Source organism: Gordonia aquimaris, from assembly GCF_026262595.1.
GTDB classification, from domain to species: domain Bacteria; phylum Actinomycetota; class Actinomycetes; order Mycobacteriales; family Mycobacteriaceae; genus Gordonia; species Gordonia tangerina.
The window spans coordinates 38,226-64,603 of sequence record NZ_JAPKFM010000025.1 but is presented as its reverse complement, the minus strand read 5'-3'; the positions used below and the strand labels follow the sequence as shown (position 1 = coordinate 64,603).

Genomic DNA, 26,378 nt, shown 5'->3' with positions numbered 1-26,378 from the left:
ACGTCGCGGCCGGCCGAAGTGATTGTAGTGCCAGCGGTACTGAGCGACGCGGGATCCCAGCCTTGTAGACGCTCGCGTGACGGCAGCACGACTACCTCCAAAGGCCATTCAAGCCAGCCGCCAGATCTTGATCCGTCACATTGAATGTGTCCCCGGCCCCTCGCACTGCCTTACCAATCGCATCCATGTTCTCGACCAGCGACTCTGACTGTTGATGCAGGTGGGTAGCGATCAGACGTGTCGCCCACTGAGTGGTGGATCCATTGAGTCCGTCGGCCGCCCGAGCCGTCACACCGGCAACATCAGCGGTGCCAATGCCGGCCGCCGCTGCGGCCGACTGGGCAGACAATGAACGCAAAACATCTGGATCTACAAGCATCAAACTCCCCCGAACCACGCGCTTCTCGATCGTCGCGAAGCATAGCAAGCCAGGCAGATCTGACCTGCACCACAGACATGAGGTCGTTCGCACGACCGACAATGCGTTCAGTGTCCGGTGATCGGGGTTGCCAGATACTGCGTGAAGCGGAGACCACAGGAAACAATTGGGTGCTCGGCCAGCCGAACAATGAGGTCGGGACTTCCGCGCCCGACCGATCGCGGCGACACGGCGCTTGGCGGGCTGGTCGGACCCAACACGGCCGACGGCGTGCTGGCCGTCATCTTGCGGGTGGCAGGGGCGCCCTCGGACGACTTACCGCCAAAGACCTCACCTACCAATGCCGAGCCGAGTTCGTCCCCCGGGTATCGCCTCACCCGCCGACCGCAGTCGGCGGATGAAACAACACCCGGGGGACGAACACTCCGGCCCGCGGCCAGCAGAGAATCGAGCCTCAGATCCGCGTGACGTCGAGGTCGCCATCCTGGTACTGCGAGCGCAGCCGCTTCTTGTCGAACTTGCCGACGCTGGTCTTCGGCACCTCCTGAATCACAGTCCAGTTCTCCGGCAGCTGCCACTTGGCGACCTTGTCGGACAGGAACTCCCGGAGGATGTCGGCGGTGGCGTCAGAGCCCTCCCGCAGCACCACCGCGACCAGCGGCCGCTCGTCCCACTTGGCGTCGGGGATGCCGATGACGGCGGCCTCGATGACGTCCGGATGGCCCATCACCGCGTTCTCCAGGTCCACTGAAGAGATCCATTCGCCGCCGGACTTGATGATGTCCTTGGTGCGGTCGGTCAGGGTGAGGTAGCCGTCGGGGGTGATGGTGCCGACGTCGCCGGTGCGCAGCCAGCCGTCCTGGAACTTCTCCGGGGCGTCGACCCCGTAGTAGGAGCCGGTGATCCATGGGCCGCGGACCTCCAGTTCACCGACGCTCTTGCCGTCGTGCGCAACCACCTCGCCGAGGTCGTCGACCAGGCGGGCCTGCACCGACGCCGGGAACCGACCCTGCGTGTAGCGGTAGCGCCAACGCTCCTCCCCCTCGGTGTCGGCGGGCGGGCGAGCCACCGAACCGAGCGGCGACGTCTCGGTCATGCCCCACGCGTGCAGCACCTGCACGCCGTGGTCCTCCTCGAAGGTGTGCATCAGCGACGGCGGCACCGCCGACCCGCCGATCAGCACGTCCTTCATGAACGAGATGTCCTGCGGATGTGCCTCGAGGTACTGGTGCAGACCCTGCCAGATGGTGGGCACTGCGGCGGAGAAGTTGGGCTTCTCGGCGGCGATCAACGCGGCCAGCGGCTCAGGCTGCAGGAAGCGGTCGGGCATGATCAGCGACGCGCCGATCATGAACGCCGCGTAGGGGAGTCCCCACGACATGGCGTGGAACTGTGGCACCACCGCCAGCGCCCGATCACCCTGCTTGAGTGCGGGGCCGTCGGTCATGCACACCTGCATCGAGTGCATGTAGATCGAACGATGCGAGTAGGCAACGCCTTTCGGGTCGCCGGTGGTGCCCGACGTGTAGCACATCGCGGCGGCCGAACGCTCGTCCACCTCCGGCCAGTCGAACTCGGTCGGCTGGTCGGCGATCAACTGCTCGTAGGAGTGAACCTGCACCCCTTCGGGTGCCTCCACACCTGCGGTCGAGTCGCCGGTCACGATGACGTGCTGGACCGTCTTCAGCTGCGGCAGCTGCGGATTGAGCAGCGGCAGCAGGGTGGGGTCGACGATGATGACGTGGTCTTCACCGTGGTTGGCCACGAACACCAGCTGCTCGGGGAACAGTCGGATGTTCAGTGTGTGCAGCACCGCGCCCATCGACGGGATCGCCAGGTAGGCCTCGAGATGCTCGGCGTTGTTCCACATGAACGTGCCCACCCGCTCGTCGCCGGTCACGCCCAGCCCGCGCAGGGCGTGCGCGAGTTGCGCGCAGCGCTTGCCCACGTCGGCGTAACTGCGACGACGCGGACCGTCGTCGGTCCAGGTGACCACCTCGGCGGTGCCGTGGACAGAGCTGCCGTGGCGCAGCAGCTGCGCGATCGACAGCGGGGCATCTTGCATGGTGCTCAGCATCGAGACTTCTCCTTCAGGTGTTCGGGGTCGGGTCGGTGGCGGGTGGCGGATCACATCCGAGCGTGGCACTCCGACGCGGCACAGGCGGTGGGTTTCGCGAAGGGCGCGGTCCGGCAGCGCATCCTGTGGACCCCCTTTCACTCGACACACAGGTGTGACCCACATCATTGTCCGAATTGCCAGCCCATGTATTGACCGCAGAGGACAGAAACTTGACAGCACAGGACGCCGGTGGCGGTCAGGCCGGGTGATCCGCAGGGGACAACGCGGGGGTTGTGCGCCACTGCTTGCGCAATCGGGCGGGCGACGACCCGAACCACCGCTGGCACGACCGACTGAACACACTCTGCTCGGCATACCCCAACTCGTGCGCCAGGTGCGACAACGTCACGTCGGTGTCACGCAGATAGCGCTGCGCCATCTCGCGGCGCACGTCGTCGACGACGGCGAGGAAATTGGAGCCCTCGCCGGCGAGTAGTCGCTGCAGCGCCTTGGGGTGCAGCCCGAACTGATCGGCCACGACCGGCAGCGTCGCCGACATCGTCGGCAACAGTTGTCGCACCAGTTCCCGCACCGACGTGGTGACGCCCGGAGCGGTGCGGTCGATGACGGTGTCGAGGTAGCCGAGCATTGCGCGGTGGGTGTGTTCGTCGTCGACGAGAGGGTGGTCGAGGTCGGCGGTCAGGATGGTGAACCCGGCACGCGGCTCCCCGAAGCGCGGGGTGCACGAGAAGTAGTGCAGATAGTCGTCACGGGAGGTCAGCGCCTCGTGCGGCAGATGTACCGACAGCGGGGCGTAGCCGGCGCCGAGCAGGAACCGCAGCACCTGCAGGGTGGCGCCGAGGCTGAGTTCGGTGGTCTGCGGATGTGCCGGCAGGTGCGGGGTGAGTAGTCGCAGCTCGACGAAGGAGAAACGGTCGTCGGGCAGGGGCTGGATACGCGCGGTGAGCCCCGAACTGTAGGCGCCCAGATACTTCTCGAAGATCGTGAACGCCGCGGCCACCGAACCGGCGGTACGTGCCGCGACACCCACCGGCCCGAGGATCTCGATGCCGTGCCGCTGCGCCAACAACCGACCGAAGTCGGCGCGGTCGGTGGCCTCGGCGGCCGACTCCAGTACCCGGATCAACGACGCATAGGTGAGGAACGCATCGAAGCGTCCGGCGTCGTCGGGCGCGATCCCGGCGCGGCGCAGCAGCGGGTCGGGGTCGGCACCCAGCTGCGCCACGAGCTCGGCGAAGCCGAGCAGCGACGTCCCCCGGATCACGGCCATGGGCTCTACTGTCAATTTCCGGTCTTCTGGTGTCAAGAACGCGCATTGAAGGGCCGCCAATGGGCGCAGTTCGCGGCAGTGTCCAACCGTCGAGTGGGTGCCGTTTTCCGTCGATTGGGCGCTCATCTCCGTCGAGTGGGCGCCGTTTCTGGTCGAGTGGGTAGTGCGACGTGTCCACGCTGTGGGCGCCGGTACCCAGTCAACGAAAAATCGCGCTCACTCGACGGAAAACGACGCCCAGTCAACGGATCGAGTGCCTCACGTGATCGAGCGCCCAGTCGGCGGAGACGGGTGGCCCGCGTCGCGCCTCACCCGGTGAGCGAGAACGGGTGCACAGTGCTGAACGGGTCGGTGAGCGACAGGAACGACGGATGGGTGACGCCCCACTGACCTCGCAGCAGCGTAATGGTCTGGACCGAAGCTCGGAAGAGTTGCTTGCGACCGAACTCCCGGATGTACTCCTCTTTGCGCGGCAGATAGCGCCAGTCCAACGCCTCGAACGTTCGTTGCGTCTGCACCCACTCGGGCTGGCGTGGCCCGACCAGCGCGCTGCGGGGCACGGTCGCGCGGACGCGGCTCGCGCGGTTGGCCCGAAACGTGATGAGCAGTTGCTCGCGGGTACCGACGGGATGGGTCAGTTCGATGAAATCGAACGACCCGAACCGCAGATCACCCAGACGCACGGCCAGGTCGTGGGTGAACTCCCGCCACGACTCGGCGACCTGCTCGTCGTAGCCCTCGAACTCGTCATCGAACTCGTCGTCGTGATCGTGGTCGTCGTAGGCCTCGGTGGTCATGGTCCTCCTTGCTCGATGGGTGGACCGGCGGCTGCCGATGACGACGACGATACGAACGGGGTACGACAGTTTCGCGACCCTCGCGATGCGCTCGCCCCTGCGTCCGCCGCACGTCAGATCAGCGGGGCATACTGATCGATGACTCGTGCGTCTGACCCGGGAGGTTCTGGTGGCCGGTGGCCTCGTTGCGCTGTTGGACGACATCGCGACCTTGACCCGAGCGGCCGCGGCGTCGCTCGACGACATCGGTGCGGCGGCCGGCAAGGCCAGCATCAAAGCGGCGGGCGTCGTCGTCGACGACACGGCCGTGACGCCGCGCTACGTCCACGGCTTCACCCCCGACCGCGAGCTGCCGATCGTCCGCAAGATCGCCGTCGGGTCCATCCGCAACAAGCTGCTGATCATCCTGCCGGTGGCGATGATCCTCAGCCAGTTCCTGCCGCAAGCGCTGCCGTATCTGCTGATCGCCGGCGGACTGTTCTTGAGCTATGAGGGTGCCGAAAAGGTGTACGAAGCCCTCGGCGGCGGCCACGGACACCACGACGCCGACGAGGTGCCGGCCGTGGCAAAGGGCCCCGAGTTCGAGAAGTCCATGGTCAGCGGTGCCATCCGCACCGACCTCATCCTGTCGGCGGAGATCATGGTGATCTCGCTGTCGTCGGTCGAATCCGAACCGTTCCTCACCCGCTTGCTGGTGCTGATCGTGGTGGCCTTCCTCATCACCGCGCTGGTCTACGGCGTCGTCGCGGTGATCGTCAAGATGGACGACGTGGGACTGTCACTGGCGCAACGCAAGTCGACAGCAAGCCAACGCATCGGCCGCGGCCTGGTCAAGGCGATGCCGAAGATCATGTCGACCCTGACCGTGGTGGGCATCGCCGCGATGCTGTGGGTCGGTGGGCACATCCTGATCGTCAACGTCGGCGAAGCCGGATTCCATTGGCCCGCTGACCGTCTGCACGACATCGAGCACTGGTTCCACGAGTTGTCCCACTCGTTGGGCGGTGTTCTGTCGTGGACGGCGGGGACCGTGGTCTCCGCGCTCGTGGGGTTGGTGATCGGCGCGATCATCGTGGCGATCATGCACGTCATCCCGAAGCGGGGCGGCAAGCACGCCGACGCATCCCACTGAGGTGAACGTTCCGGTTTCCGGCACGTTCACCTCACTGCCGGCTCCGCCTCGCCGCCCTCCCCGCGAACTCATCGAGCGCGTCGGTGACTTCCGCTGCCTGCCACATCCTGTTGCGAGTGAATCCGGTGAACTCGCGCAGGATTCCCGCCTCGACTAGGGGGTCGATGGCCCTGCCGGCGTTGTCGGGGGAGATGCCCAACGCGGCCGCGGTGGCTCGTCGATCCACCACCGGCTGCTGGAGTAGGAGATCCATCAGCTTCTGGGCGCCCGATCCCCGACGAGCACGAAGGCGTTCGCCCCACAACTCGCGAATGCGACGCAGATCAGAGACCAGTCGGCTGCCGTTGTCTACGGCGGAAAGCGCTGCATACGAGAACGTTTCGACGATCGCCGACAGATCGCCAGACCGATAGGCATCCAACGCGGCAAAGTAGCTGCGCGTGTCGGCGAGCAGCCCCGCCGACACCGGCACGGTGACGTTCTGCGTCAGCGGGCTTGCGCGCAGCATTGCCTGCACGAGCGCGCGGCCGGTCCGCCCGTTGCCGTCGGGAAATGGATGGATGGTCTCGAACTGGGCGTGCGCAACCGCGACGTGGACCAGCGGCGAAACATCGGCGCGGTGCGAGAATGCAATGAGGTCGTCCATGAGACCAGGCACATGCGCGGGGGTGGGCGCGACAAAGTCGGCGCTATGGGGGCCGATGCTGGTCCCGCCGATCCATACCTGATCCTCGCGCCACCGCCCAGCCATCTGGGGACTCGTGTCCTCCATCAAAGCGCGGTGCATAGCCAGAATCGCGTTGGTGTCCAGTCGGTCGGCCAGCTCGATGGCCGCAGTCATTGCCGCAACATTGCCGGCGATCTCGGTGGCGTTGCGTTTCTCTCGGCTGCCCAACTCGGCGAGCGCGATCTGCTTGGCGCCCGACGACAGATTCTCGATCTGCGACGACGACGCAGCTTCGGAGCGGAGAAGGATGGCGGAAAAGGGTGCGAGCTCGTTGCCGAGTTCGGCATCGAAACGGGTGATCACCGAACTGGCCTCGGCGACCAGGGCGGACGTCTCGGGAGAAACATGCGGGGTCAGGTCGGCGACGTGCGGGACCAGAGCTGCACGGTACGGACCGCGGTACCGCTCGCGCTGCGCCCGGGTCAGCAAGTCAGCAGGAATGGTCGGGGACCACTCGACAACCTCACTGGACACCGCGGGCCAGGGGTTCTGGCTGCGGTTGTCGGCAGAAAGTGAGGGCATGAGGCGACCATACCTTCAGTTAGTGAATAAGTGAGGGCATGATGGTGGCTTGCCCTCGCTTGCTTGCGTGGCCGCGTGAAGTCAGTGGCCCATCACATCGGGTCTCGTCTTGCCGAGCGACATCGCGGTCCGACTGGGTGGAATCAGCCGTTGGGGATCTTGTCGATTGTGGCTTTCGTCAGTTCGATAGCCCGTTCGCAGACCTCATCTAAGGTGGGCGCGGGAAGCGTTCGGTACGAGGCCGCTGTAGTGACTCCGGACTGGTACGACTGGACGTATGTGAAACAGTTCGTATCGTTCATCGACGTGACTCCGACAGTTCTGCCGTTCAGGGTGATGTCTGGGCGCCAATTGAAGAGCTTGTTGTCATTCTTGTAAGACTCGAGGCTTTCAAAATCGGCGACGACCTGATCCGCACCCCAGCCGCCGACTTCTTCACCAGCGTAGTCCCATCGGCAGCCTCGAAGCGTCTGACCTGATACGGCAGCTGCGTCTGCGGTAGTGGACAGATCTAAGCCCACTTCGTCCGCAACGCGCTGGTCCACGGCTGTACACGGCTCGTAAGGCGTTCCGTCGTTTGAACTATTCCAGCGCTTCTCGAACGGGTTCTCGAACGGCAGAGTTCTTCCAGCCGCGTCGGTTTGGCGAACGCTAGCGGGCGATGTGGTGCTTGATGTCCCGACTTCTGCTTCAGGGCCAGTGCTGCAGGCGAAAATCGTCAACGAGATTGACGCCAGAATAAGAGACAGTAGCGTGGTGCGTGGTGCCCTTGGAGCGCGTCTACTGATCATGGCGGAGTCCCGCGGCTGAGTCCAGGTCAGCTGCGGACAGTTCACTGGCCGCACGGTCACACTGGTCCGCGAGATCGTTGAGCCGGTTGATCTGGTCAACGATCTCGTTCCGCCAGGAACCGTTGGTGCCAACGACCGCGAGCAGAGAGTCTCGTAACGCCGCTCCCTCTGCGCAGCCCTGGCCGAAGTAGTTGCTTCTTAATACTGGCTCCGCAACCGCGAGTGCCTCTTTCAGCGACTCCGCCGCCTTCCGAGCATCCGCCGCCCGCGCAGCCCACTTCCCTTGCTCAGACAGCACACCTACCCCGTCAACCGGCTGTCCCCAATCCAGCGGATTCGGGGCCGCCGTGATCTCCGGCATCGCCACGCACGGCTCGAGGGCGTTACTCCCCAACTTCTTGTCGCCAGTCACAGATGTCCTCCCACGTTGATTGGACGCACAGACCCCCGTTGCGGTTCCCGCGTCAACGCCTGCGAGCGAAGTGACGATTCTCGCCCGCGAGGTCAGCGTAGCGGGCCGGCTACCAGTCGTGATGGTCGGAAGCCGCCGACGGTGGATCACGCGGTTATCCCTGACAGGCTTGATTCGGTCCGGCCGACCTCATCCACCGAGGTCAGCGCGCCGAACTCACCGGCGACCCCGCTGATCGTGTTGTACTGGAGAGGTGATCAGGCTCCTCGTGATTGTCGTCGTGGTGGCGGCGATCGCGGTTGCCCTGGTGGTGGTCGGGTCCTGGGTGGTCGACGGTGTCCGGTCGTTGGGCACAGGAATCGCTGACCGGGTCCGACGGATCGGATCGTCCACCCAGAAGTCGCTGCCCGCCGACTCCGACCCGCAGCCCGACACCCCAAACGAGCCGCTGGCGGAACTTGCCGAGGACCTCCGCGCCGCCAGCGCCCGCCGCTGGGCGCGGTGCCGCGCCATCCAGGAACAGGCAGAACCGGCCGAGTCCGAGCAGTACCGGCAACTCGCGGCACACCGGTGGGACCCCGACCTCGTCGACGTCGACCGTCTCCGCACCGAATCGATCGGACAGATCGCCGCGACCGCCGGCCTGGTCGCCGACCGCGTGAGCGACTACCCGGCCTGGAAGCTCGACTTCTTCGACCGTCACGGCGTCCGCGTCGACCTCGCCGCCGAGGTGACCGCGCTGGCGACGTCGGCCGCCAACGTCCGCGACCAGATCTCGCTCCTGGGCGATCCGCCCACCAACCTGGCCGCCGACCACGACGTCGTCACCACCTACGCCGCCAAGGCGCAACTGTTGTCGCGGCGGCTCGACGGACTCGTCGAACGGCTCGGCGCGCTGGGCGAGTACCAGCAGATCGTGGCCGCCATCCAGCAGCGCCAGGACAAGCGGGACTGGCTGGATCGGGTCAGCGCCATCGACGACTTCGAGAACGAGGTCGACGCCCAATGGGACGCCACCGAGGCCGGCCGGATGCGCAACACCGCCGACGAATCTGAGATGCTGGCGTCGATCTACCTGGATGCGCTTGCGCCGCTGGCGAAAACGCTCGGCCGGGAGTAAAAGCGCACCAAGTGCCGCTCACCGTGTGACCATAGACCTCGACCAGACGGCCGCGGAATGGAAGCGACGGTGCCCCGTGAACGACGACGAGATCTTCACCGCCATCGCTGATGAGCGCCGCCGCCTGGCCGATCTGGCCAGCACCTTCACCGACGATCAGTGGGCCACGCCGTCGTTGTGTGGCGGCTGGACCTGCCGCGACGTGGTGGCCCATCTGGTGGTGCCGCTGGTGGTGTCGATCCCCGCGTTCGGGCTGGCGATGCTGCGCGCCCGCGGCAACTTCGATCGCGCCAACATCGCCATGGCCGCAAAGGTCGCGGGCAGCTACTCCGATCTGCCGAAGACGCTGCGCGACAGGGCCGACAAACGCTTCACCCCGCCCGGGCAGGGTCCGCGCGCACCATTGACCGACACCCTCGTGCATGGCCTCGACATCCGCCGACCGCTCGGCATCGCCGCTGACTTCGAGCCCGACCGTGTCCGGGAGGTGCTCGACTTCCTGGTCGCCAACGCGGGCAAGAACATCTTCGGCACCACGCCGACGACGGTCCGCTGGGTGGCCACCGACCTCGACTGGACCGGCGGCGACGGCCCCGTCGTCGAAGGGCCGGCCGAGTCGTTGATGCTGGTGCTCAGCGGTCGGTCGGCGGGGATCGCAGATCTGAGCGGGGATGGTGTGGGCCACCTCGGGTGACCGCCAACCGGCAAGAACCCGACCGGGGATGCCGACGCACCCTCAGTCCATAAACGTCACGTCGCAGCCGGGTCGAGCAGTCGGAGCAACCAGCGGGAGAGTTCGGGGATCGAGGCGAGCAGATCGACCGGGTCGGAGGTCTCGAGGGCATCCGACGTGATCTGGCGGACCGCGTAGACGACGCCGAGATATGCCGATGGGGGAAGGACGTCGCCCTCGTGCCGAGTGTCGGCGATGTGGCGGTGATGGTCGGCCACGGTGTCGGCGAACAGCTGCAACGAGTGCCGCCGACGCTGCCGGGCGGGCGCACCCATCGCGTCGATCTCGACTTGAAAAGCGCGGCCCACCACCGGATCGCGCTGCATCGGTTCCAGATAGCCGCGTAGACATGCGTCCACGAAGTCGGCGAGACTCTGCTCGGGATTCAGCCGTGCCGCGATGCCGGTGAGCAACACTTCGATGAATCTGTCGTAGGCGGCCAGCGCGCACGCCTGTTTGTCGGCGAACACCCGGTAGAACGCGGCCCGCGACACCTGCGCCCGCTCGACGATGTCGGCGACGCTGACCGCGGCATAGCCCCGGGCTGCGACGAGTTCGGTGAGCGCGATGAGGAGCCGCTCCTGCTGGGCGGCGTCGATCTGGACGCGAGGGATGCTGTGCCGACCTCGGGGGAGCGGCGCCGGGGGAATGAAGAACACCCCCGGCACGATGGCGACGATGCCGCGGGGATCCGCGGGCGCACCTCCCGCCTCGCCGCCACTGGTCGCCATGATCGGGGTCTTCCTCCAGCGGTACGGGACGTCGATGACCACGTGAAGCTATCACGACGACGATCTGGCCGCCTGACCTGCGCAGACAGTCACTCAGGCGGCGGAGGGACACGACAGTCCGCCGCCACCGATAAAAGTACGCTCTTGTTTTTCTTTCACGAACGGGGCTACATTCATGCCACCGCCGTGAGCCACATCACGTTCACGGGCCGTCGTGGTCAGGGGAGATGGAATGGTTGGGCAACCCAATTCGTCTGGGCTGAGAGGTCGTGCGCTGAGTCGTCGCCGGTTGTTGCAGGCGGCTGGAGTCGGCGTCGCCGGCGCGATGCTCGCCGCACGGCCGGGCGCCGCAGAAGCTGCACCGGGTGGATTTCCCCGCGGGCTGAGCACCGACGAGATCTGGGATCGCAATCTGGAACTCGCCGATCACGGACCTCGGCTGACCGGTAATCCCGCCCATCGCCGCTTCATCGACTCGCTGGAAGCGGACCTCGACCGCATCGGCCTCGACGTCCACCGCGACCGGCTGACCTTCGACCGATGGGACCCGCTGCGCTGGAAACTCGCCATCGACGGCACGCCGGTGCCGGTCGCCTTCTACTTCCCGTACTCGGGGGTCACCGGACCGGACGGAATCACTGCGCCGCTGCAGTACCTGGGTGTGCTCGGCCAGATCGGTGCGTGGGAGCCGGCCCGAGGCAAGATCGCCGTGGTCGAGGTGCCGGTGTTACCGCTGCCGATCACCGTGGGCTATCGGCCTTCCGGGCAGTACCCGGTCGACGCGGCGCCGCCGGATCCGATCGCGTACCTGCCGAGCGTGTCGGATGCGGTCGGCGCCCCGACGCTGGAAAATGCTGTGCGAGCCGGTGTGCGCGGCGTGATCTGCATTCGCACCGGCGTCAGCGAGGCGTTGGCCGACGACCAGTACGCGCCGTTCACCACCGGCTATCAGGGATGTCCCGCGGTGTGGGTGGGTCCCCGAGAGGCCGAACGGGTCAGAGCGTCGGCACGCCGCGGCGCATCGGCGCGGCTGGTGATGCACGCCCGTCGCGCGCTCGGCGCGGCCACGGACACCGTCTTCGCCGTCCTCCCGGGCACCGACCCGACCGAGACCGTCATCGTCAACACCCACACCGATGGGCCCAACGTCGCCGAGGAGAACGGCGGCATCGGGCTGATCTCCCTGGCCCGACAGTTCGCTCAGGTGCCGGCCCACCGACGCCGACGAACCCTGGTGTTCGTCTTCGTCACCGGGCACTTCCAGTTACCGCAATTCGAAACCGAGGTCGGTAACGGGATCGGCACGATGCAAGCGTCGAGTCGATGGATGCGCATGCACCCCGAATGGTGGGACGGCAAGGGTGCACATCGGAAAGCTGTTGCAGCACTGACCCTGGAACATCTGGGGTGTCGCGAATGGCTCGACGACCCGCAGCACCGTCACTACGGGCCGACCGGGCGGCCCGAGGTCGGCTGGTGCTACACCACCACACCCGCGATGCGGTCGATCTACCTGGCCAGCGCCCGCGGGACCGCGAACGAGCGGACCGTCACGTGTGATCCGCTGCCCGCCTTGTACTTCGGTGAAGGCGCACCCTTCTACAAGAGCGGCATCGCCACGATGTCGCTGATCTCGTCGCAGACGTATCTGACTGCCGCGCCCGCCAACGGGGTGATCGACAAGCTCGACAAGCATCTGATGGCCGGGCAGATCGAGACGTTCTCGAAAGCCATTCGCACGTTGGAACGAAGGTCGAGCGCTCAGATCGGCGCACCCGTCCTGCCTCTGTGATCCTCACGCGAAGGAAATCATTGTCATGTCTGCTCTCGCCATCCGGCTCTGCGTTGCCGTGGTCTCACTCGCGGTCGCGGTCACGGCTTTCGCCCACCCCGTCGTCGCGTCTGCCGCACCCTCGACGACGGACACCGCGATGCAGCGCTCGCTGACCGGCCCGTATCGCACCGCACAGACTCTCGATGTGGGTGCCTGCACGTCGTTGTACGGTGCGATCTCGAACGGTCTGGTGCACGCGTTCGGGAACAATCACTCGGACCTGAAGTGCTCGCAGACATTCCCGAACGGATTGGCCTGTCCGATTGGTGTTGCGTTGTACTACCCGACCAACACCCCACCCGATCGTCGGCTGCCGGTGGTGCTCTGGACCGGGGGCATCCTGTCGGAACCCGGCAACTACGACCTCACCGCGAAGATGTTGGCCAGCAACGGATATGTGGTCGCGATCCCTTACGACTTCGTGAACTCGTTCGCTTACCTGCCTGCGATTGCGGCATCCGCGGTGGCCAGGGCCGACTCCGATCGTCGGTCGGCGCTGCACGACCGGGTCGACCTGAGTCGGATCGCCGTTGCGGGCCACTCGGCCGGTGGCGCCGCCACCCAGCAGGCCGCCAGCCTGCCGGCAGATGTCTGGCGCCTGATCGATCCGCGCATCACCGTGCGCAGTGCCGCGGCCGTAGAGCCGGGACCGGTGGCGATCGGTGCGACGCTGACCGTTCCGACCCTGTATCTGACCGGCTACAACGACGTGGTGGTGCCGCACTACCTGTGGGCACGCTGGACGCAATACGAACTCGCTGGGCGCGTTCCGGCATACCTGCTGTGCGCCAACGGCGTCGGACACTTCACACCCGTCGACGACCCCGCGCACAACCCGTTCGCGCCGATCCTGCTCAGCTGGTTTGACCACACTCTCAAGCAGGACCCCGGTGCCAGAGCCGAATTCGTCGGGCCGGACTGGGGGCTGCGTGATGATCCGGCGTTGGCGTATGCATTGCGGAACCGGGTGGCGGCAGGGTTGCCGGGCTGACCGGTGGTGTCAGTGGCTCGCACGGACTCTCACCGCCGGGCGCAACGCTCGAGGTGCTGCGTGGTCTGAACCTCCCCCTGTGGACAACTGATCCGCAGCCCCGTGCCTTGTCAGAGCTGCTTCCTACCGTGCAGGGCATGCGGTCATCGCCGATGGCCGATGGCATAGGGGGATGCATGTCCGACAACCAGGCTGCGGCTTTCGACGACGACGCAGATGTGGCGTGGCGACAGTTCTGCACACGGCTCACCGCGAGCGTGGGGAGGCCGCAACGCGACGAGTTCATCGAACTCAGCCGAGCAGAGAGCACCGGACGACCCCTGCTCATCTTCACCATGACCGGAGCGGGGAGGGCGCGATGCACGGTCGGCGACATGGCGCTCACCAACTTCTGGCCATCGCATCAAGCGCCGGAGGCCCGAGAGCAGCGAAAGGCTCTCGCCAGGCTCGAATGGCGAAAACTGCGATCGGGCAGGACTATTCGTGAGTCGGGCAAACGTACGGTCGACAGACTGGTGCGCGACGCGGAGACGGCGTTGCGTGAGGTCTGGCAGATCGAGCATCCGTCGGTGCTGAACGTGCACGACCCATTCAGCCCGGTGGCCAAGAAGCTCCGCGCAGAGAACCGACCCAAGGAACGAGTGCTGACCCTCAGCGGCAAGGCATCGCCGGGCGTGATCCCCGACGACGCCCAACATCTGCTGACCATGGCCGCGCAGACGCTGACCGCCACCTGGGGACACCACTGTCCGGTCGACGATGGCGCCATCCGCTTCACCGACGTCGACGGCATCTACACCAAACTGCTGGTGTCCCCGCACGCCATGCGGTTGGAGTTCTGCACGGTGGTCGGTCATTGCATGCCCGACATGGAGCTCCTTGGCGCCGTCGTCGCCGAGCACTCGTCGCGGTGGCCCGACGTCGCCATCGTGGTGGCCAAAGATCACGTGTTCGCGGTCAGAGCGTTGGAATGCACCACGTTCTATCCCGCCAACCTGCTAGCCGCGATGGACGGCTGGCGTGAGTTCTGTACGTCCGGCGCCATCGACATCGTCGAACAACTCCACCCGGAGATGGCCGGCCAGTACGGGCCGCCGCACGGCCAGATGCCCACGGGGTTGGTCGCCCTCATCACACGCTGGGTCGCCGACCCGTGCGGCGTCACCCCATCCCGAATCGCCCGTGACACCAAGGCAAACACACCGATGCTGCGCCGGTACGCGCGTATCTGCGGCGAATGGCTCGAGGAGTGGCCCGACGGGGAGCCGGCCGCCGGTTGCGATGAACCGCTGATGCCGGAACCCCGTGATGTGCGGCGATTTGTGCCGGTGCTGCTGGACGCGATCGGGGTGGCGGCGGAGCTTAACGTGGCGTCGGAGATGAGGCGGGGGAGGTGAGGTGGTAGGTGCGCTGAACGGAGGAATACGGGCCGCAAGGTTTGCCAGCCTATTGAGCGAATCAGCCGTATCTTGCTGCCGAGAATGCGAGGCTTCGAGGGGAACCGAAGCACGACGGACTGTTGCCAGCGGTCAGACGGGCACGTCCTCGAGTCGAGGAGCGGACGCGATGTACGAACTGCAACTGACCATCGATGAGTATCACCTGTTCGTCGCCTTACCCGATTCGCGTGAGGCTCTCGGGAACACGGCTGCGAGAACCTATCTCGGCTGGAATAGGTTGCGATACGACCGCGCTCGCGCCGGCCTGCTGGAGAAGCAACTTGTGGTGCGGGCACGCGGACGCGGCGGGGCCTTGCGTCGCGCACCGGTAACCGACGACTCCGACGTCAGTGTCGACGACGCGGCGTGCTCCGCGACGATCCGCCCACCGGTCGCCGAGACTGAACTGTACGAACCCATTCTCGCGACCCTGAAGACCGGCTGGGCCGAGGACCGAGGTTTCAACGCCTTGGTGATCGAGGAGACCGCACACCAGGGCCGTCGGCCCACTGGTGGGTACTGGACCCGGCCTGACCTGGTCGCGGTGGGAATGAAGACCTTCAAGCACGTCCCGCATCAGCAGTTTGAGATCGTCACGTTCGAGGTCAACCCGATGGCGAAGCTCAATGTAATCGCAGTGTTCGAGGCGTTGGCACATCGTCGCGCATCGACGCACGCGTACGTCCTCATCGAGATGCGCAACGAGCTGACCGACGCGTATGTCGAGACACTCGGCAACGTTCAGCAGGCGGCGACAGAACACGGCGTTGGCGTCATCGTCTTCGACGACCCTGCCGACTACGAAACGTGGGAGGAAGTCGTTGTCGCCGAACGCAGCGGAACGCCGCCGGAGATGCTCAACGACTTCATCGAGACGCAGGTGTCGCAGCCGGGACAGCAGACTATTGAGACTGCGATCGCTCGAGGTCGGTGCTCGGTGGCGGGGTGACGCGCCTGGCCAACGTCATTCCATCCACAGGCGGTCCGGGAACGAGCTCGATGGAACCGACGGGCGATGAGGTGCGTCTAACTGTTGGGTACGGTGACGTGCACGCAGCCGTAGAGGACGGGGACTCATGAGCGACGAGGAGTTGCGGGCCGTCGTTGGTTCCATCGAGCAGAATGGCATCAGGTACATGACCGTCGAGTACGACTACCAGTTGGAGAAATCTGACGTCCGTGTGGCCGGCGTCGATAGCGTCCGACTGCCTTTTGACAACGCGCCGAGCTGGACTCCTGTCGACCACGAAGATGCTGCATGGCTTGCTCAACTCGGTGTGCCGGCTCCGGACCCAGGGAGCAGGCAATGACATCGAAAGAACAAGCTCGCCACAAACACGTGACTCTGGCCATGTGTATTGCTGCGGTCCTGGTTCTTGTGGCCGCGTGCAGTTCCGGGGATACGACGGTCGATCCCTCCGGCACGAGTGCGTCCACTGCGGCAACCGACGAGCGGTTGCTCCAGAGTTCCGATCTGCCCGACGGATATGACATCTACCCGGGAAATTCGTCTCAGGAGCTGAGTGACACCCAGATGCTGATGGTCAACAGCCGTGAATACGATCCGGCTGAGTGCAAAGACCTCTACCGACAACAGGCCGATGCAACTGCCGCTTCACAGCGCGTCGGGATCTATGCGGAGAAGCGTGCGCCATCGGCACCCTCATTCGGCGACTTCATCATTCGTGGTGGTCAGTTCTCAACGGATGTCGAAGAACTGTTTTCGCGCTGTGGGGACCACACCGCAACGGTGCCCGGCGAGGGCCACATCACGGTGGTTTCGGAGCCCATGGAACCTCCCACGGATTTCCCGGCTTCTGCAACATTCGCGGTCAACAGCACCGTGGAGACGGTGCCTACCGATCCTGAACAGGTGGCGACCAAGCAGCAGAGCCTGATCGGTTACGCGCAGTTTCCCGGTTCGGACTCCGTTGTGCAGTTCTACTCGGAGGTCTACGGCTACGGCAGTGCGATCGATGCTGAGCAGTTCTGGAATCTCCTTCGAGAGGCGTATCTGCGGGCGGCCGTGCGGGACTGACGGTCTAGGCGCCGATTTCGGGCTCTACCTGTTTCACGCACCGTCAATCAGGAAGAGCCACCAAAGCCTCCGCCGGCAGGTTGGCCTGCGAGAGATGGAGCGCGCAAGAGTCAGCGTTTTCGTCGCCCGAAGGCTGCAATCGCGAATGACGTTGCGATCCATGTCAAGGGAATCCAGACATAGCAGGACAGCGCATACCAAAGGCTAACGACGGCGAAGCTGGATGCGATGCTCGGGTCGCCGGGAGATCGGTTGGGTAGTACGCCGATTGCCCAAAATGCCACGATGAACACCAGATAGCTCAAAGGGATGGCGATGGCGAACAGCTTCAGCGAGTAGGGACGCAGCTTGTTCGGCGGCTGTTGTTCGGACTCAGTTGCTTCCAACGGATACCTCGTGATGGCCGGGCAGGTGCTTGACAGGACCCCAAGGATCGGAGGGGTCGGGCATGAACTGATACACAGGAGTGGTGGTGCCCGAGTTGCTGTCGTTGTACACCTCCCAGGCGGGATAGTTCGTTACCTGGCCTTCTAATGCTGGTGCGGCGCCGTCGAACGGCTCGGTGATCAGTGTCCCGCGGACACTGGTTCCGGCAGTGCTCGAAACCCACTGTCCGACCTTCTGGTCGTAGAAGGGCATATAAGGGTCCTTTGCCTCAAAGGTGACTTGGACCCGGTCGCCATCTTGCGCAACTCCCATCGTTGGCGTGCCCACCTTGGCTGCCCCCGATGGAATTTCGACAGACGGGTTTTGCCGCATTACGACTACCCCCCGGTCGTAATCGACATAGATGGAGACTCGACTGTCTTCGGGACCCGCGCCGGCGTCGAATCCGCGTGCGTCTCCGCGGTTCTGGTGTGGGATGTTGTTGACGCTCTCGCGAGGTATGAACGCGTTGATTCGCTGCAGACCACCGCCCGGCACTTTGTCGATTGGCTTTACGACAACAGAGGAATCGAGTCCCCGATTGACCGGATTGTAGGTGTTTGTATCCAGGATCTCGGCGAGCTTCCAGTCGTTGGCAGTTTTTGGTTCGGTCCCGAACTCGTCGCGGAATGCCTCTATCTGATTTCGCTTTCGAGTTATGCTGCTCGTGTTGTTCAGAGGGTCCACGTCGGTGACCGGAAGATCTCCGTCAGCGCCATCGATTACTGCCGCGAGATCGTCGTCGACACGGCCGGCTTCGATGAGTAGGTTGTCGAGCCGGTCCTGGAGATCCTGCTTTTTGAAGAGGTAGTCTGATTGCTCGGCGGACGTCCAGGTGGGCCACAGAGCGGGAGTTGGGCCGTCAACCGTGCCGTTTGGCTGAACCGCTAGACCGAGCGCTTCGGCGTCAGCGCGGAGCCCGGCCAGCTTCGCCTTCACGGAATCGATGTCGTCTGCCGCTTGTTTCGCCGCAAGGCTGATTGTGGCTGCTTGGTCTCGGTGGGCCGTGAAGTCCTTGATTGTTTCGCTGATGGAGTCCTTTGACGCTTCGGCAGTTCTGCCGGACCATGTGTCGAAAAGCGACAGATTTGTAAAGCGGGTGATCGTTGTATCGCAATTGGCGATGTTGGCTTGCGTTTGATGGAACACTTCACGCACCGTCTCAGAGTTCCATTTATCTATGTCCCCGACAGAAACCATTTAGTCCAGCTTCAACGGTCGATCGGTGGTCGACGGAGTCAGGTCGGCTGAGTTGTTCTGCTCTGCTTGCACAAAGGCGTCGTGGGCGAGTCTGAGTTCCTCGGTATGCCGATGAACGCGGTCGACAAGACGTTGATGGTCGGTCTGCCAGCGTGACGCCATCCTGGCCATGGCCTGGCCGGACGTGCCTGACCAGCCAGCCGATACACTGTCGCCGATCACGGCTCCTGTTCGGCTGAACTGCTCGACGCAGTCACCGTGCCACGATGCGATCCGAGCACGCGCGGCGGCAAGTTCAGTCGGGTCGACTTCGAGGTCGGTCATGGTGGAAGATTAGCAACGCGAGGTTGCATAGCCCGTTCGGACTACACAGGCGCTGAGCCAGCTTGCATGTACCGCGACCGCTCACCCCAGATCCACCGCACTCACCCGAACCGCCGTGTCGTTGAGGAAGCCCACCTGCGCCGACAGGTTGGCCTGCACCTCCTGCAAGTACTGCCACTGCGGGTCGGGCGCCGACGGGATCGGCATGCCGTAGCCGTCGGCCATCAACCGGTGGTGCCGGGCGTGATCGCGCAACACCTTCGCGTACTGATCGAAGTCGGCGGCCAGTTCGGCGAGCTGGGCGACGTTGCCCAGCAATTCACGCCAGTTCTGCTCCACCCGCTGCACGCGCTGGTCGATCGCCGCCTGCAACGCGCGCCCGACATCGGAGGTCGATTCGGGTTTCTCCAGCGAGGACCGAATCCACCAGATGCGGTGACACTGATGGCTGATCGTGTAGAGCGACGCATTGATCTGCTCGAGCAGGGTGCCGGTGTAGATGAGGTCGCTGCGCACCACGGGCGAGGCCTGGATGGTCTCCACCAGTAGCACCGCGACGCCGACCAGTTCGGCTTCGGGACGCAGGAGTGTCGACTCGCCGGCGAGTGAACCGTAGGCGGGTATGCGCTCGGCGCCGTAGGGCCACGGATTCATAGGTGCTGCAGCGGGACGCTTTTCACTATTTGCGCGGCGTTGCAGCCAATAGATGACACCGCCGAGCACAACCAGCAGCGCCAGGCCCGCCAGCGGTTGGCCCCCGGCAATGCCAGTCGTGAACGCCCAGGCGAGGAACGCGATCACCACCGTGACGATCGGGTGGCGGCGGCACCACTGCCACGGACCAGGAGTCTGCGCTACCGGGTGTGGTTGCGGCGTGCGGTTGGACCACGTGAAACGCAGGAACGCGTCACGTGCATTCTCCGGCTCGCAGTGACTCAGCAGTGAGCTCAGCGCCGCCGGATCGGGTGCGGGCCGCAACCCGCTGCGGGCACCGGCCGACGACATCGCGACCAGGTGGTCGGCCATGCCGACGGGGTTGGTGGGCATCGTGCTGGGTCCTCGGTCAGCCGCCGACGATGTGCGGTGTGGGCGGCGGGAAACTCGGATTGTCGGGCAGCGGCTGTTTGCCGTGCTTGTCGCCGACCTGCTTGACCGTGCCGAGATCAGCGAACTTCGACGATCCCTGCCGTGCCAGCGAGTCGTCGTACCACTCGAACCACGGGTACCCGTGTCGCTGGTACTCGGTGATCGTCGGTGGCGCATGGTGTGGGGGAGTCCCGGTGAGCGTTTGCCACTGCATGCTGTTGATGATGCGCAGGGTGGCGTGAGTGTGCGCGCCGATCGCCCAATTTTCCTTCGGCTCGATCGGTACCGCGACCGACTGGGTGATCGACCCGCCGGCGCCCATCCCCATCGCCGAACCGGGTGCTGCGATCGCGCCATCGGGTGCTGCCATCGGGGCCATGGTCTCGCCGCAGTCGGCCACCGTCTGCTGTTGGGCTTGGCGGCGGTCCCACGTTTCGCCCTTCAGGGGTGTCACCTGAATCCGCACTGCCGCGTCGTCGACACCGATCAGCTGCTCGGCCGCGGAGTAGCCCTTGCCGAGCGGCATGGCGACAAACTGGCGCACCGTCGTCTCATCGATGCGGAACCCATCGAGCCACGGTTGGGTGGGCACTTCGAAGTAGTCCTCGCCGCTGAAGTCGACCTCAGCGGTGAAGTCGTCGCCGGTCACGGCGTTGATGCCGCCCACCGACATCCGGACTAGGAATGCATAGTCGCTGGGGGCCGAGAAGCTGAACCACGCCGCCTCAGCCTGCCACATCGGGAGCAGCACATCACCGGGTGACCAGTCGCCGGCCCAGCTGCGGACCTGTCCGACGTCAGTGAGCTGAAAGGAACCGAGCCCCGGCGGCAGGCCGTAGGTGGTGTCGTCGTCGGGAACCCGCAGCGTGCGGTGCACGGTGATGAACAGGCGCGCGTCCGGATGGACGTCGGGGAACACGAACTCCAGACGGTTCTCGGTCGTGGTGACAGGCATCGGTCCCTCCTCGGTGGTGGCGGTGTGCGGGCAGGCTATGACGGGGGTGCGACAGAACCGCGGTGGCGTGACGCCGGCGCGATGTGGCTCAGTCCGACCGCACCCGCCGATCACTCAAGATGGTTGCCACACGCTTGCCGAGCAGCTTCTCCACGGGGTAGCGGTCGATCTGCTCGAGCGTGAGTTCCGCTGTCGGGCTCATCATGCGTTTCAGATCGTCGGCCGACACATTCGGCACCTCCACGGCGACCTGCCGTGCCTCGACGATGTCGATGTTCTCGTGTGTCCACACGAAATCGGATGCGCGATGGTGATCTTCGGTCACGAACCAGTTCGCCAGAAAGGTCGAACGATTCGGGATGAACGTCCACACCTTGCGCTGATCGACCAGCGCCCGAGCCTCCGGCCTGGTCGCCGCGAGCCAGTCCACGGTGGTGCTGCCAACTCGGGTGAGGCGCCAGAACTCCCAGCCGTCCTTGGCCATGCGATTTCTCCTTTGTTGTGGTCCGCACCGAGTATGCGGGTGAGTCCTGGGTGTCCAGGTAGCCGGGAAGTCGTTACTAAAGAGAGGTATTCAATAACAACCACGACCCGACGTCGCCGGTCATACACCCAGCTGGTCGGCAGCGTACGTCGCCTGCTCGAGCGTGAACTGGTCGCCGGCATCCGACGTCAACTGCTGGATCAGGCCGGAACGCGACATCCCCATCATGTCCAGGTATGTCTGACCCGCCTGTACGGCTTCCTCATTCCAGTCCACATCACCCTGCTGCTCGATGTGGTTGACCGCGACGGTGGCGTCCTGCACCGAGAACCCATCTCCGGCATCGGAACTGAGTTGGCGGATCAGACCCTGCTTGGACATGCCCATCATGTCCAGATACGTCTCGCCGGCGCGCACGGCGTTGCGCTGACTGCTGGTCAGACTCGGAGTCGCCGGAGCCGGCTCGGGGGCCGGGGCGGGTGCTTCGGTGGTCGTGGTGTCGACCACCTGCGTGGCCGTGGCCGGAGCCTGCGCGACGGTGGCCTGCTCGGCAACGGCCTGCTCGACGGGCGCGGGCGCGGAAACGCTGGTCGGCGACGCATTCACCTCCTTGGTCTCGGTGTCCGAGCCGCCCATCGCCGCGCCGATGCCGCCGAGGATGTCGAAGGCGGCCACACCGCCGACAACGATCTTCCTGCGCCGACTCCACCCCTTCCTGCCCTGAGGAGGCGTCGGCTGGCCCCACTGCGCGGTGGGCATGTCGTTGTTGTGCTGAGTCATCGTGAACCTTTCGTATCTTGTGGTGCGCTGATCGGCTATCGGCGGATGCGTCAGCGGGTGGTCGTGGCGACCGAGTCGTCGGCAATCTGAATACCGCTGTGCACCAGAGCAACATCGCTCACGCTCCGTCGACCCACCCGCTCTTGCGGACGGTCGCGCGCCGTAGTGCTCGCGGTTCTGAGAGCGTGCATTCCGATCTCTGACGAACTGATTCAGAGAGTAGAACCGAGGTCTGACAACTTTTACCGTCAGTTTGTTCGCAGTCTCCGCGAGGGGCCACGATGAGCACCGAGATGGCCGCGGTCTGCTGCGGATCTGTTCGGGGCACACGATTCGCGTCTTCGATAAGTCAGGAGTTCGACGCGTAGGAGTGCACGCCGACACCGAGCGCCGACGTCTCGGATCGCGGCACATGTTCGTCGCGCGGATCTGAAATCCATCGTTCCAAGTCGGGGCTCGCGAAGCCATCCCCGGCAGGCTGCGGACCCATGAGGTGGGTGGTCCCGCGACTGGCATTGCGGGTGGTCCCATGGGCGTGGCAAAGGATCAGGAAAGGTGGTCCCTTCCCTGTGGCAATCGGCAGCGTGCAGTCCCCACGCCTCAGCGGCCAGGTTGTGTCGAGCTCGTCGAGAACGGCGGCCTGAAGTCCGGGCTCGACGACGACATCCGCCGTGAGGCTGTGCTGCTCTGATGGACCCGGAGCTCAATGATCGAAACCCAGGCCGTCATGAGATCAGGCGCGTCGCTCGATCGGATATCCGGTCAACCCCGCCCTCGCCACTGCTACCGCGGTCGGACTGAGGCGCAACGGGTCCGGCCAGTGGTACGGCGGCGACATCGCTTCGAGTGCGTCGTAGGCGTTGCCGCTCATGCGTTGCACGTCGTACTTATCGACGGGTTCACCAGTGCTGAGGCGGTAGTCGAGCGCGTTCAGTAGTGTCGCAAGGAGTTGCGTCGGTAGCACACTGTCCTCGGTGGTGGCCGCGTAGAACAGGATCAGCAGTGCTGCATCGGCGCGGAACGGATCGTCGTGGCTCTTGGGGAGAAGCTTGCCGACGATGTGGTTGGCCAGGCCGACGGGGTCGTCGATCACCTTGGCTCCGGCTTTGGTGAGCAGCAAGCGGCCCTTGAGTTCGCGCAGTAAGCCCAACCGCTGCAAAGACTGTCGAAACTGCAGCACGGGCCACGCGTCGATCTCGCGACCCTTCGGATGAATCCAGTCCCGCATCTCCGGGAGGACCTCGCTGGCGGCCGCGACGTCAACCGGCTTCAGATAGCCCGCCGCCGTCAACGGGAAGCCCTCGCCCTGCGCACGAAGCAGAAACCAGATGTGGGGTGCGAGGTCGACCGAGAGTTGTTCTGGTGCAATCGATGTAGCAAGTTCAAAGAGGCGAGCCGCCCGCGTCGAGATGTCGCCGGACGTGTCACTGTGCTGGAGCCGGAGAAGCATATCGACGGCTGGTTTGGGCACGCCGACCAACGGTAGTTGGGCGACCGGATCGGTCATCGTCGTGTTGGCGGCCTCGATGTCGAAATGAGCCGGGTCGGGTAGCACCGTCGCCAATTCCTCGGTGCTGAGGAGGTGACCGCAGTCCTCGGGCGGTGCCGCACGGTCCCCGTCGACGCAGACGGCCAGCGGGGCGTCGTGCCGCGGAGGCAAGACGGCGTCGAGGCGAAGGGTCAGGGCCCAATGGTCGCCGTAGTCGTAGACGTAGGTCAGGATGTCGCCGGGCTCGTGCATCGTCTCGTCGAGATACACCGACACCGCCGGTTCGCCGTCGTCCCCCTCGACGTAGTCGTGGTCGCACAGAAACGGCTCGCTTGTTGCAGCGAATGGGTCGCCGCCCAATACGAAGCGGTAGAGGTGATAGTCCCACCAGCCGAACGCGCCTTGGATCGCTAGGTGCACGAGGTCCAGCGTCATCTCCGATCGCAGCTCGATGGTGCGCCAGATCGGCGGTACCGAGTCGTCGAGGTCGATGCGGACCCGGAACACCGCAGGGTCAGGCAGCTGTGGCTTCCGGAAATGTTCTCGCTGCGGCGGTTCCGGAACCGCATCCACGCCGGCCTGGGACGGGTGGAGGCCACCGAGGATCACTCGAACCGGGGGCGTGCACCGTCGGGCGGAGTGTCGGTCCTGGGTCGAGGATAAGGGGCCCCGACCCGGTGGCCGTCAGTCCACGGCGGGCAGACCGGGCACGATGGTCAGGTGTCGTCGCGGTCGGGCTGGCAGGGGACCGGGGTTCGCCGGGGGAATGGTCGGCGCAGTTCTGGCTGGAGGTTCCAGCGGATGGACCGACCCGTTCGGGTCCCGCAACGTCAGCGACCACGGATACGGCACACTCCACCACTCACGAAGGAAAGCGACGCTTTGCCGTGCGACCTCGTGGTGAGCGCGGCGTCCGACGTCTCGGATGTGCTGGTGTTTTCGGGGCTGATAGCGCCACCCGGCGGCGACGAACTGCTGGTGGTATGGCGTCCACTCCTCCCGGCTGCGGTGTGACAGTGCGCTATTGGGGACGACGCACCGCACCCGTCCGGAACTGGTGGCGGTGTAGGTGAGCAGGTGCCCGTGCCAGCCCCGCTCGGGAACTTCCAACTCGATGAACTCGAACACGCCGGTCTTGAGGTCGCCGAGTCGGGCGGCGAGGTCCTCGGTGAAGTCGAGCCAGGGCTCCGGCTCGTCGTCATCGTCGAAATAGTCGACTGGCACGGTGTCCCCCTGATGCTCCTTGCCCGGACTGAAGGCGGTCCGGGCAACACTGATGGAGGGCACGCTACGCCGGGGCAGTGACATCGCTGGGAGTCGAGCAGAAAACGTACGCCGACTCCCTCCCGAGGCCCGTCACTGATCGGTCAGTGCATATCACTGACGGCATCACTCATATGAGTGATGCGATCAGTGACATCAGTGATGGGCTCACTGATGTCAGTGATTAATAAGACGCGACCGATGCTTCGCCCATGAGCTATCCACAAGTTGGCCACGGGGGACGCTCAGGACAGTCGGTGAACGATAGGGTTTTCTTCGTTGGCGGCGAGTGAGATTGTCATCCGGAATCGCCGCCGAATCCGCATTGTCACCCGTTGCTCAACGCTATCTCCTTCGGGGAGCTACGCCGCTATCCGATCATTTGCTGACGCGGAAACAGAACAGCTGTTCTCTGGGAACCGCTGGGTGGGACTGATGGTGAACGGAGACGACATGAACATTCATCCGGGAGAGATCCTGCTGGACTTCATGGATGAGTACGGTCTGTCGCAGCGCCGCCTCGCAGATCTGCTCGGGGTTTCGCCACGCGCGATCAACGAGATCGTCCACGGACGCCGTCGTGTCACGGCGCCGATGTCGTTGCGACTGGGGAAGCTTTTCGGACAAACAGATTCGTACTGGACCAACCTGCAAGCCGAGTACGACCTGCGGGCGGCACGAGCGCAAGTGGACGTGTCGGCCATTCAGACGCTTGCGGTGTAATCACCGATATCGGCGAAAGGCTGGAACAGCGCGAGCCATAGCTGATCTGGATCAGCGCGGCCCAGCGAACCCGTCGACCACCGATCTGAGAGTGTCGCGCCTGACGGCGTCGAAATCCCGGGGAGCGACGCCCCGCCAGAAGCCCGGACCCGCAGGTGATGGCTGGGCGGCGAGCTCGCAGCCGGCCAGTCCCTGGCAGGTGGCGTGCAAGGCGAAAATGCAGTCGGCGTCGCTGCGGGACGGGTGGATGAGTCCGGCGTTGCGCACCCGGGCGACCCAGGCGCCCAACGCGTCGTAGCTCGTGATCGCGGCTCGACGACCCGATCCTGTTGCAGGGTAGCGGGGGAGATCTCGTCGAAGGTGAGGCGGAACAGCGCGGGTCGGCTGGTGGCGAACCCGCGAAAGCCCGCTTCTCCGGCGCGGACGAGGTCGGCGACCGGGGCGTCGGTGGGGATCAGCTCGTTGACGCGGGTGGCGAGGTCGCGGTAACCGAAGGTGGCCAGGGCGTCGAGTAGTCCCTGCATGGAACCGAATAGGGCGTAGACCGCGCGATGACTGGTGTGCGCGGCGTGGCGACCCGGCGCACCGACAGCACCGCCTGCCCCTGCGCATCCATGAGGTCGGCGGCCACGGTGAGCAGGTGCTCGGACGC

Annotated in this window: 27 protein-coding genes; 11 read left to right on the top strand and 16 right to left on the bottom strand. The window is 65.0% G+C overall.

Annotation, left to right across the window (positions count from 1 at the left end; all coding sequences use genetic code 11):
* Window positions 1-833: 833 nt before the first annotated feature.
* From OSB52_RS19755 to OSB52_RS19745, 3 genes are all read right to left on the bottom strand, one after another.
* The gene (locus OSB52_RS19755) at window positions 834-2,456 is read right to left on the bottom strand and encodes a long-chain fatty acid--CoA ligase (protein WP_235721565.1); all 1,623 of its coding nucleotides are present in this window, start codon (window positions 2,454-2,456) and stop codon (window positions 834-836) included.
* A 238-nt stretch (window positions 2,457-2,694) separates the two neighbouring features.
* Entirely contained in the window at window positions 2,695-3,729 is a 1,035-nt protein-coding gene (locus tag OSB52_RS19750) for an AraC family transcriptional regulator (protein ID WP_235721566.1), read from the bottom strand.
* Between the two features lie 308 nt (window positions 3,730-4,037).
* Entirely contained in the window at window positions 4,038-4,526 is a 489-nt protein-coding gene (locus OSB52_RS19745) for a TY-Chap domain-containing protein (RefSeq protein WP_235721567.1), read from the bottom strand.
* 169 nt (window positions 4,527-4,695) lie between these two features.
* Between OSB52_RS19745 and OSB52_RS19740 the strand changes: the two genes are divergently transcribed.
* A complete protein-coding gene (locus OSB52_RS19740) occupies window positions 4,696-5,658 on the top strand; it encodes a DUF808 domain-containing protein (RefSeq protein WP_266063243.1) in 963 nt (320 codons plus the stop codon).
* Window positions 5,659-5,689: 31 nt separating this feature from the next.
* On the opposite strand, the gene OSB52_RS19735 is transcribed toward OSB52_RS19740, so the two are convergent.
* The 3 genes from OSB52_RS19735 to OSB52_RS19725 form a co-directional block, all read right to left on the bottom strand.
* The gene (locus OSB52_RS19735) at window positions 5,690-6,907 is read right to left on the bottom strand and encodes a Fic family protein (protein WP_266063228.1); all 1,218 of its coding nucleotides are present in this window, start codon (window positions 6,905-6,907) and stop codon (window positions 5,690-5,692) included.
* A 143-nt stretch (window positions 6,908-7,050) separates the two neighbouring features.
* The gene (locus OSB52_RS19730) at window positions 7,051-7,629 is read right to left on the bottom strand and encodes a DUF3558 family protein (protein WP_266063227.1); all 579 of its coding nucleotides are present in this window, start codon (window positions 7,627-7,629) and stop codon (window positions 7,051-7,053) included.
* A 58-nt stretch (window positions 7,630-7,687) separates the two neighbouring features.
* Window positions 7,688-8,110: a hypothetical protein gene (locus OSB52_RS19725; protein WP_266063226.1), complete on the bottom strand. Its 423-nt coding sequence runs from the start codon at window positions 8,108-8,110 to the stop codon at window positions 7,688-7,690.
* Window positions 8,111-8,363: 253 nt separating this feature from the next.
* Between OSB52_RS19725 and OSB52_RS19720 the strand changes: the two genes are divergently transcribed.
* Together OSB52_RS19720 and OSB52_RS19715 are read left to right on the top strand one after the other, a co-directional pair.
* Window positions 8,364-9,230, top strand: coding sequence for a hypothetical protein (locus OSB52_RS19720; protein WP_235721572.1), 867 nt, complete (start codon window positions 8,364-8,366; stop codon window positions 9,228-9,230).
* Between the two features lie 76 nt (window positions 9,231-9,306).
* On the top strand, window positions 9,307-9,924 hold the full coding sequence (locus OSB52_RS19715; protein ID WP_266063225.1) for a maleylpyruvate isomerase family mycothiol-dependent enzyme: 618 nt from the start codon (window positions 9,307-9,309) through the stop codon (window positions 9,922-9,924).
* A gap of 56 nt (window positions 9,925-9,980) precedes the next feature.
* Here the strand turns inward: OSB52_RS19715 and OSB52_RS19710 are convergent, their stop codons facing one another.
* A complete protein-coding gene (locus OSB52_RS19710; protein WP_266063224.1) occupies window positions 9,981-10,694 on the bottom strand; it encodes a TetR/AcrR family transcriptional regulator in 714 nt (237 codons plus the stop codon).
* 232 nt (window positions 10,695-10,926) lie between these two features.
* Here OSB52_RS19710 and OSB52_RS19705 point away from each other — a divergent pair, with 232 nt between their 5' ends.
* From OSB52_RS19705 to OSB52_RS19680, 6 genes are all read left to right on the top strand, one after another.
* The gene (locus tag OSB52_RS19705) at window positions 10,927-12,486 is read left to right on the top strand and encodes a zinc-binding metallopeptidase family protein (RefSeq protein ID WP_266063223.1); all 1,560 of its coding nucleotides are present in this window, start codon (window positions 10,927-10,929) and stop codon (window positions 12,484-12,486) included.
* Between the two features lie 25 nt (window positions 12,487-12,511).
* Window positions 12,512-13,519 (top strand): poly(ethylene terephthalate) hydrolase family protein, encoded by a 1,008-nt coding sequence (locus OSB52_RS19700; protein WP_266063222.1) that lies wholly within the window; start codon window positions 12,512-12,514, stop codon window positions 13,517-13,519.
* Window positions 13,520-13,656: 137 nt separating this feature from the next.
* On the top strand, window positions 13,657-14,916 hold the full coding sequence (locus OSB52_RS19695) for a TY-Chap domain-containing protein (protein WP_266063221.1): 1,260 nt from the start codon (window positions 13,657-13,659) through the stop codon (window positions 14,914-14,916).
* A gap of 169 nt (window positions 14,917-15,085) precedes the next feature.
* A complete protein-coding gene (locus tag OSB52_RS19690; protein WP_266063220.1) occupies window positions 15,086-15,907 on the top strand; it encodes a hypothetical protein in 822 nt (273 codons plus the stop codon).
* A 127-nt stretch (window positions 15,908-16,034) separates the two neighbouring features.
* Window positions 16,035-16,268, top strand: a complete 234-nt coding sequence (locus OSB52_RS19685; RefSeq protein WP_266063219.1) for a hypothetical protein — start codon at window positions 16,035-16,037, stop codon at window positions 16,266-16,268.
* Window positions 16,265-16,996, top strand: coding sequence for a hypothetical protein (locus OSB52_RS19680; protein WP_266063218.1), 732 nt, complete (start codon window positions 16,265-16,267; stop codon window positions 16,994-16,996). The genes OSB52_RS19685 and OSB52_RS19680 overlap by 4 nt, the downstream gene beginning before the upstream one ends.
* Window positions 16,997-17,106: 110 nt before the next feature.
* Here the strand turns inward: OSB52_RS19680 and OSB52_RS19675 are convergent, their stop codons facing one another.
* The 9 genes from OSB52_RS19675 to OSB52_RS19635 all read right to left on the bottom strand — a co-directional run bounded on the left by OSB52_RS19675 (window position 17,107) and on the right by OSB52_RS19635 (window position 25,027).
* A complete protein-coding gene (locus tag OSB52_RS19675) occupies window positions 17,107-17,382 on the bottom strand; it encodes a hypothetical protein (RefSeq protein WP_266063217.1) in 276 nt (91 codons plus the stop codon).
* The gene (locus OSB52_RS19670) at window positions 17,369-18,580 is read right to left on the bottom strand and encodes an Rv0964c family protein (RefSeq protein WP_266063216.1); all 1,212 of its coding nucleotides are present in this window, start codon (window positions 18,578-18,580) and stop codon (window positions 17,369-17,371) included. The genes OSB52_RS19675 and OSB52_RS19670 overlap by 14 nt, the downstream gene beginning before the upstream one ends.
* Window positions 18,581-18,622: 42 nt before the next feature.
* On the bottom strand, window positions 18,623-18,946 hold the full coding sequence (locus OSB52_RS19665) for a WXG100 family type VII secretion target (protein ID WP_266063215.1): 324 nt from the start codon (window positions 18,944-18,946) through the stop codon (window positions 18,623-18,625).
* An 81-nt stretch (window positions 18,947-19,027) separates the two neighbouring features.
* Entirely contained in the window at window positions 19,028-19,993 is a 966-nt protein-coding gene (locus OSB52_RS19660; protein WP_266063214.1) for a hypothetical protein, read from the bottom strand.
* 16 nt (window positions 19,994-20,009) lie between these two features.
* The gene (locus OSB52_RS19655) at window positions 20,010-20,987 is read right to left on the bottom strand and encodes a hypothetical protein (protein WP_266063213.1); all 978 of its coding nucleotides are present in this window, start codon (window positions 20,985-20,987) and stop codon (window positions 20,010-20,012) included.
* Window positions 20,988-21,075: 88 nt separating this feature from the next.
* Window positions 21,076-21,471 carry a hypothetical protein gene (locus OSB52_RS19650; protein ID WP_266063212.1) on the bottom strand — a complete coding sequence of 132 codons (396 nt, stop codon included), beginning with the start codon at window positions 21,469-21,471 and terminating at the stop codon, window positions 21,076-21,078.
* Window positions 21,472-21,591: 120 nt separating this feature from the next.
* Complete coding sequence (locus tag OSB52_RS19645) at window positions 21,592-22,251, bottom strand: Ltp family lipoprotein (RefSeq protein WP_266063211.1); 660 nt, start codon at window positions 22,249-22,251, stop codon at window positions 21,592-21,594.
* 733 nt (window positions 22,252-22,984) lie between these two features.
* Window positions 22,985-24,313: a plasmid pRiA4b ORF-3 family protein gene (locus OSB52_RS19640; protein ID WP_266063210.1), complete on the bottom strand. Its 1,329-nt coding sequence runs from the start codon at window positions 24,311-24,313 to the stop codon at window positions 22,985-22,987.
* Window positions 24,314-24,424: 111 nt separating this feature from the next.
* A complete protein-coding gene (locus tag OSB52_RS19635; protein WP_266063209.1) occupies window positions 24,425-25,027 on the bottom strand; it encodes a TY-Chap domain-containing protein in 603 nt (200 codons plus the stop codon).
* A 429-nt stretch (window positions 25,028-25,456) separates the two neighbouring features.
* Here OSB52_RS19635 and OSB52_RS19630 point away from each other — a divergent pair, with 429 nt between their 5' ends.
* Both OSB52_RS19630 and OSB52_RS19625 read left to right on the top strand, forming a co-directional pair.
* On the top strand, window positions 25,457-25,726 hold the full coding sequence (locus OSB52_RS19630) for a HigA family addiction module antitoxin (protein ID WP_266063208.1): 270 nt from the start codon (window positions 25,457-25,459) through the stop codon (window positions 25,724-25,726).
* Window positions 25,727-26,055: 329 nt separating this feature from the next.
* Window positions 26,056-26,241 carry a hypothetical protein gene (locus OSB52_RS19625; RefSeq protein WP_266063207.1) on the top strand — a complete coding sequence of 62 codons (186 nt, stop codon included), beginning with the start codon at window positions 26,056-26,058 and terminating at the stop codon, window positions 26,239-26,241.
* Window positions 26,242-26,378 lie beyond the last annotated feature (137 nt).

Excerpts from the sequence above, each read along its gene's own strand:
- OSB52_RS19750 (WP_235721566.1), bottom strand. The coding sequence starts at position 3,729 with ATGGCCGTGATCCGGGGGACGTCGCTGCTCGGCTTCGCCGAGCTCGTG.
- OSB52_RS19745 (WP_235721567.1), bottom strand. The coding sequence starts at position 4,526 with ATGACCACCGAGGCCTACGACGACCACGATCACGACGACGAGTTCGAT.
- OSB52_RS19630 (WP_266063208.1), top strand. The coding sequence starts at position 25,457 with ATGAACATTCATCCGGGAGAGATCCTGCTGGACTTCATGGATGAGTAC.
- OSB52_RS19650 (WP_266063212.1), bottom strand. The coding sequence starts at position 21,471 with ATGGCCAAGGACGGCTGGGAGTTCTGGCGCCTCACCCGAGTTGGCAGC.
- OSB52_RS19645 (WP_266063211.1), bottom strand. The coding sequence starts at position 22,251 with ATGACTCAGCACAACAACGACATGCCCACCGCGCAGTGGGGCCAGCCG.
- OSB52_RS19685 (WP_266063219.1), top strand. The coding sequence starts at position 16,035 with ATGAGCGACGAGGAGTTGCGGGCCGTCGTTGGTTCCATCGAGCAGAAT.
- OSB52_RS19695 (WP_266063221.1), top strand. The coding sequence starts at position 13,657 with ATGCGGTCATCGCCGATGGCCGATGGCATAGGGGGATGCATGTCCGAC.
- OSB52_RS19710 (WP_266063224.1), bottom strand. The coding sequence starts at position 10,694 with ATGGCGACCAGTGGCGGCGAGGCGGGAGGTGCGCCCGCGGATCCCCGC.
- OSB52_RS19700 (WP_266063222.1), top strand. The coding sequence starts at position 12,512 with ATGTCTGCTCTCGCCATCCGGCTCTGCGTTGCCGTGGTCTCACTCGCG.
- OSB52_RS19705 (WP_266063223.1), top strand. The coding sequence starts at position 10,927 with ATGGTTGGGCAACCCAATTCGTCTGGGCTGAGAGGTCGTGCGCTGAGT.
- OSB52_RS19735 (WP_266063228.1), bottom strand. The coding sequence starts at position 6,907 with ATGCCCTCACTTTCTGCCGACAACCGCAGCCAGAACCCCTGGCCCGCG.
- OSB52_RS19680 (WP_266063218.1), top strand. The coding sequence starts at position 16,265 with ATGACATCGAAAGAACAAGCTCGCCACAAACACGTGACTCTGGCCATG.
- OSB52_RS19690 (WP_266063220.1), top strand. The coding sequence starts at position 15,086 with ATGTACGAACTGCAACTGACCATCGATGAGTATCACCTGTTCGTCGCC.
- OSB52_RS19755 (WP_235721565.1), bottom strand. The coding sequence starts at position 2,456 with ATGCTGAGCACCATGCAAGATGCCCCGCTGTCGATCGCGCAGCTGCTG.
- OSB52_RS19660 (WP_266063214.1), bottom strand. The coding sequence starts at position 19,993 with ATGCCCACCAACCCCGTCGGCATGGCCGACCACCTGGTCGCGATGTCG.
- OSB52_RS19665 (WP_266063215.1), bottom strand. The coding sequence starts at position 18,946 with ATGACCGACCTCGAAGTCGACCCGACTGAACTTGCCGCCGCGCGTGCT.
- OSB52_RS19655 (WP_266063213.1), bottom strand. The coding sequence starts at position 20,987 with ATGCCTGTCACCACGACCGAGAACCGTCTGGAGTTCGTGTTCCCCGAC.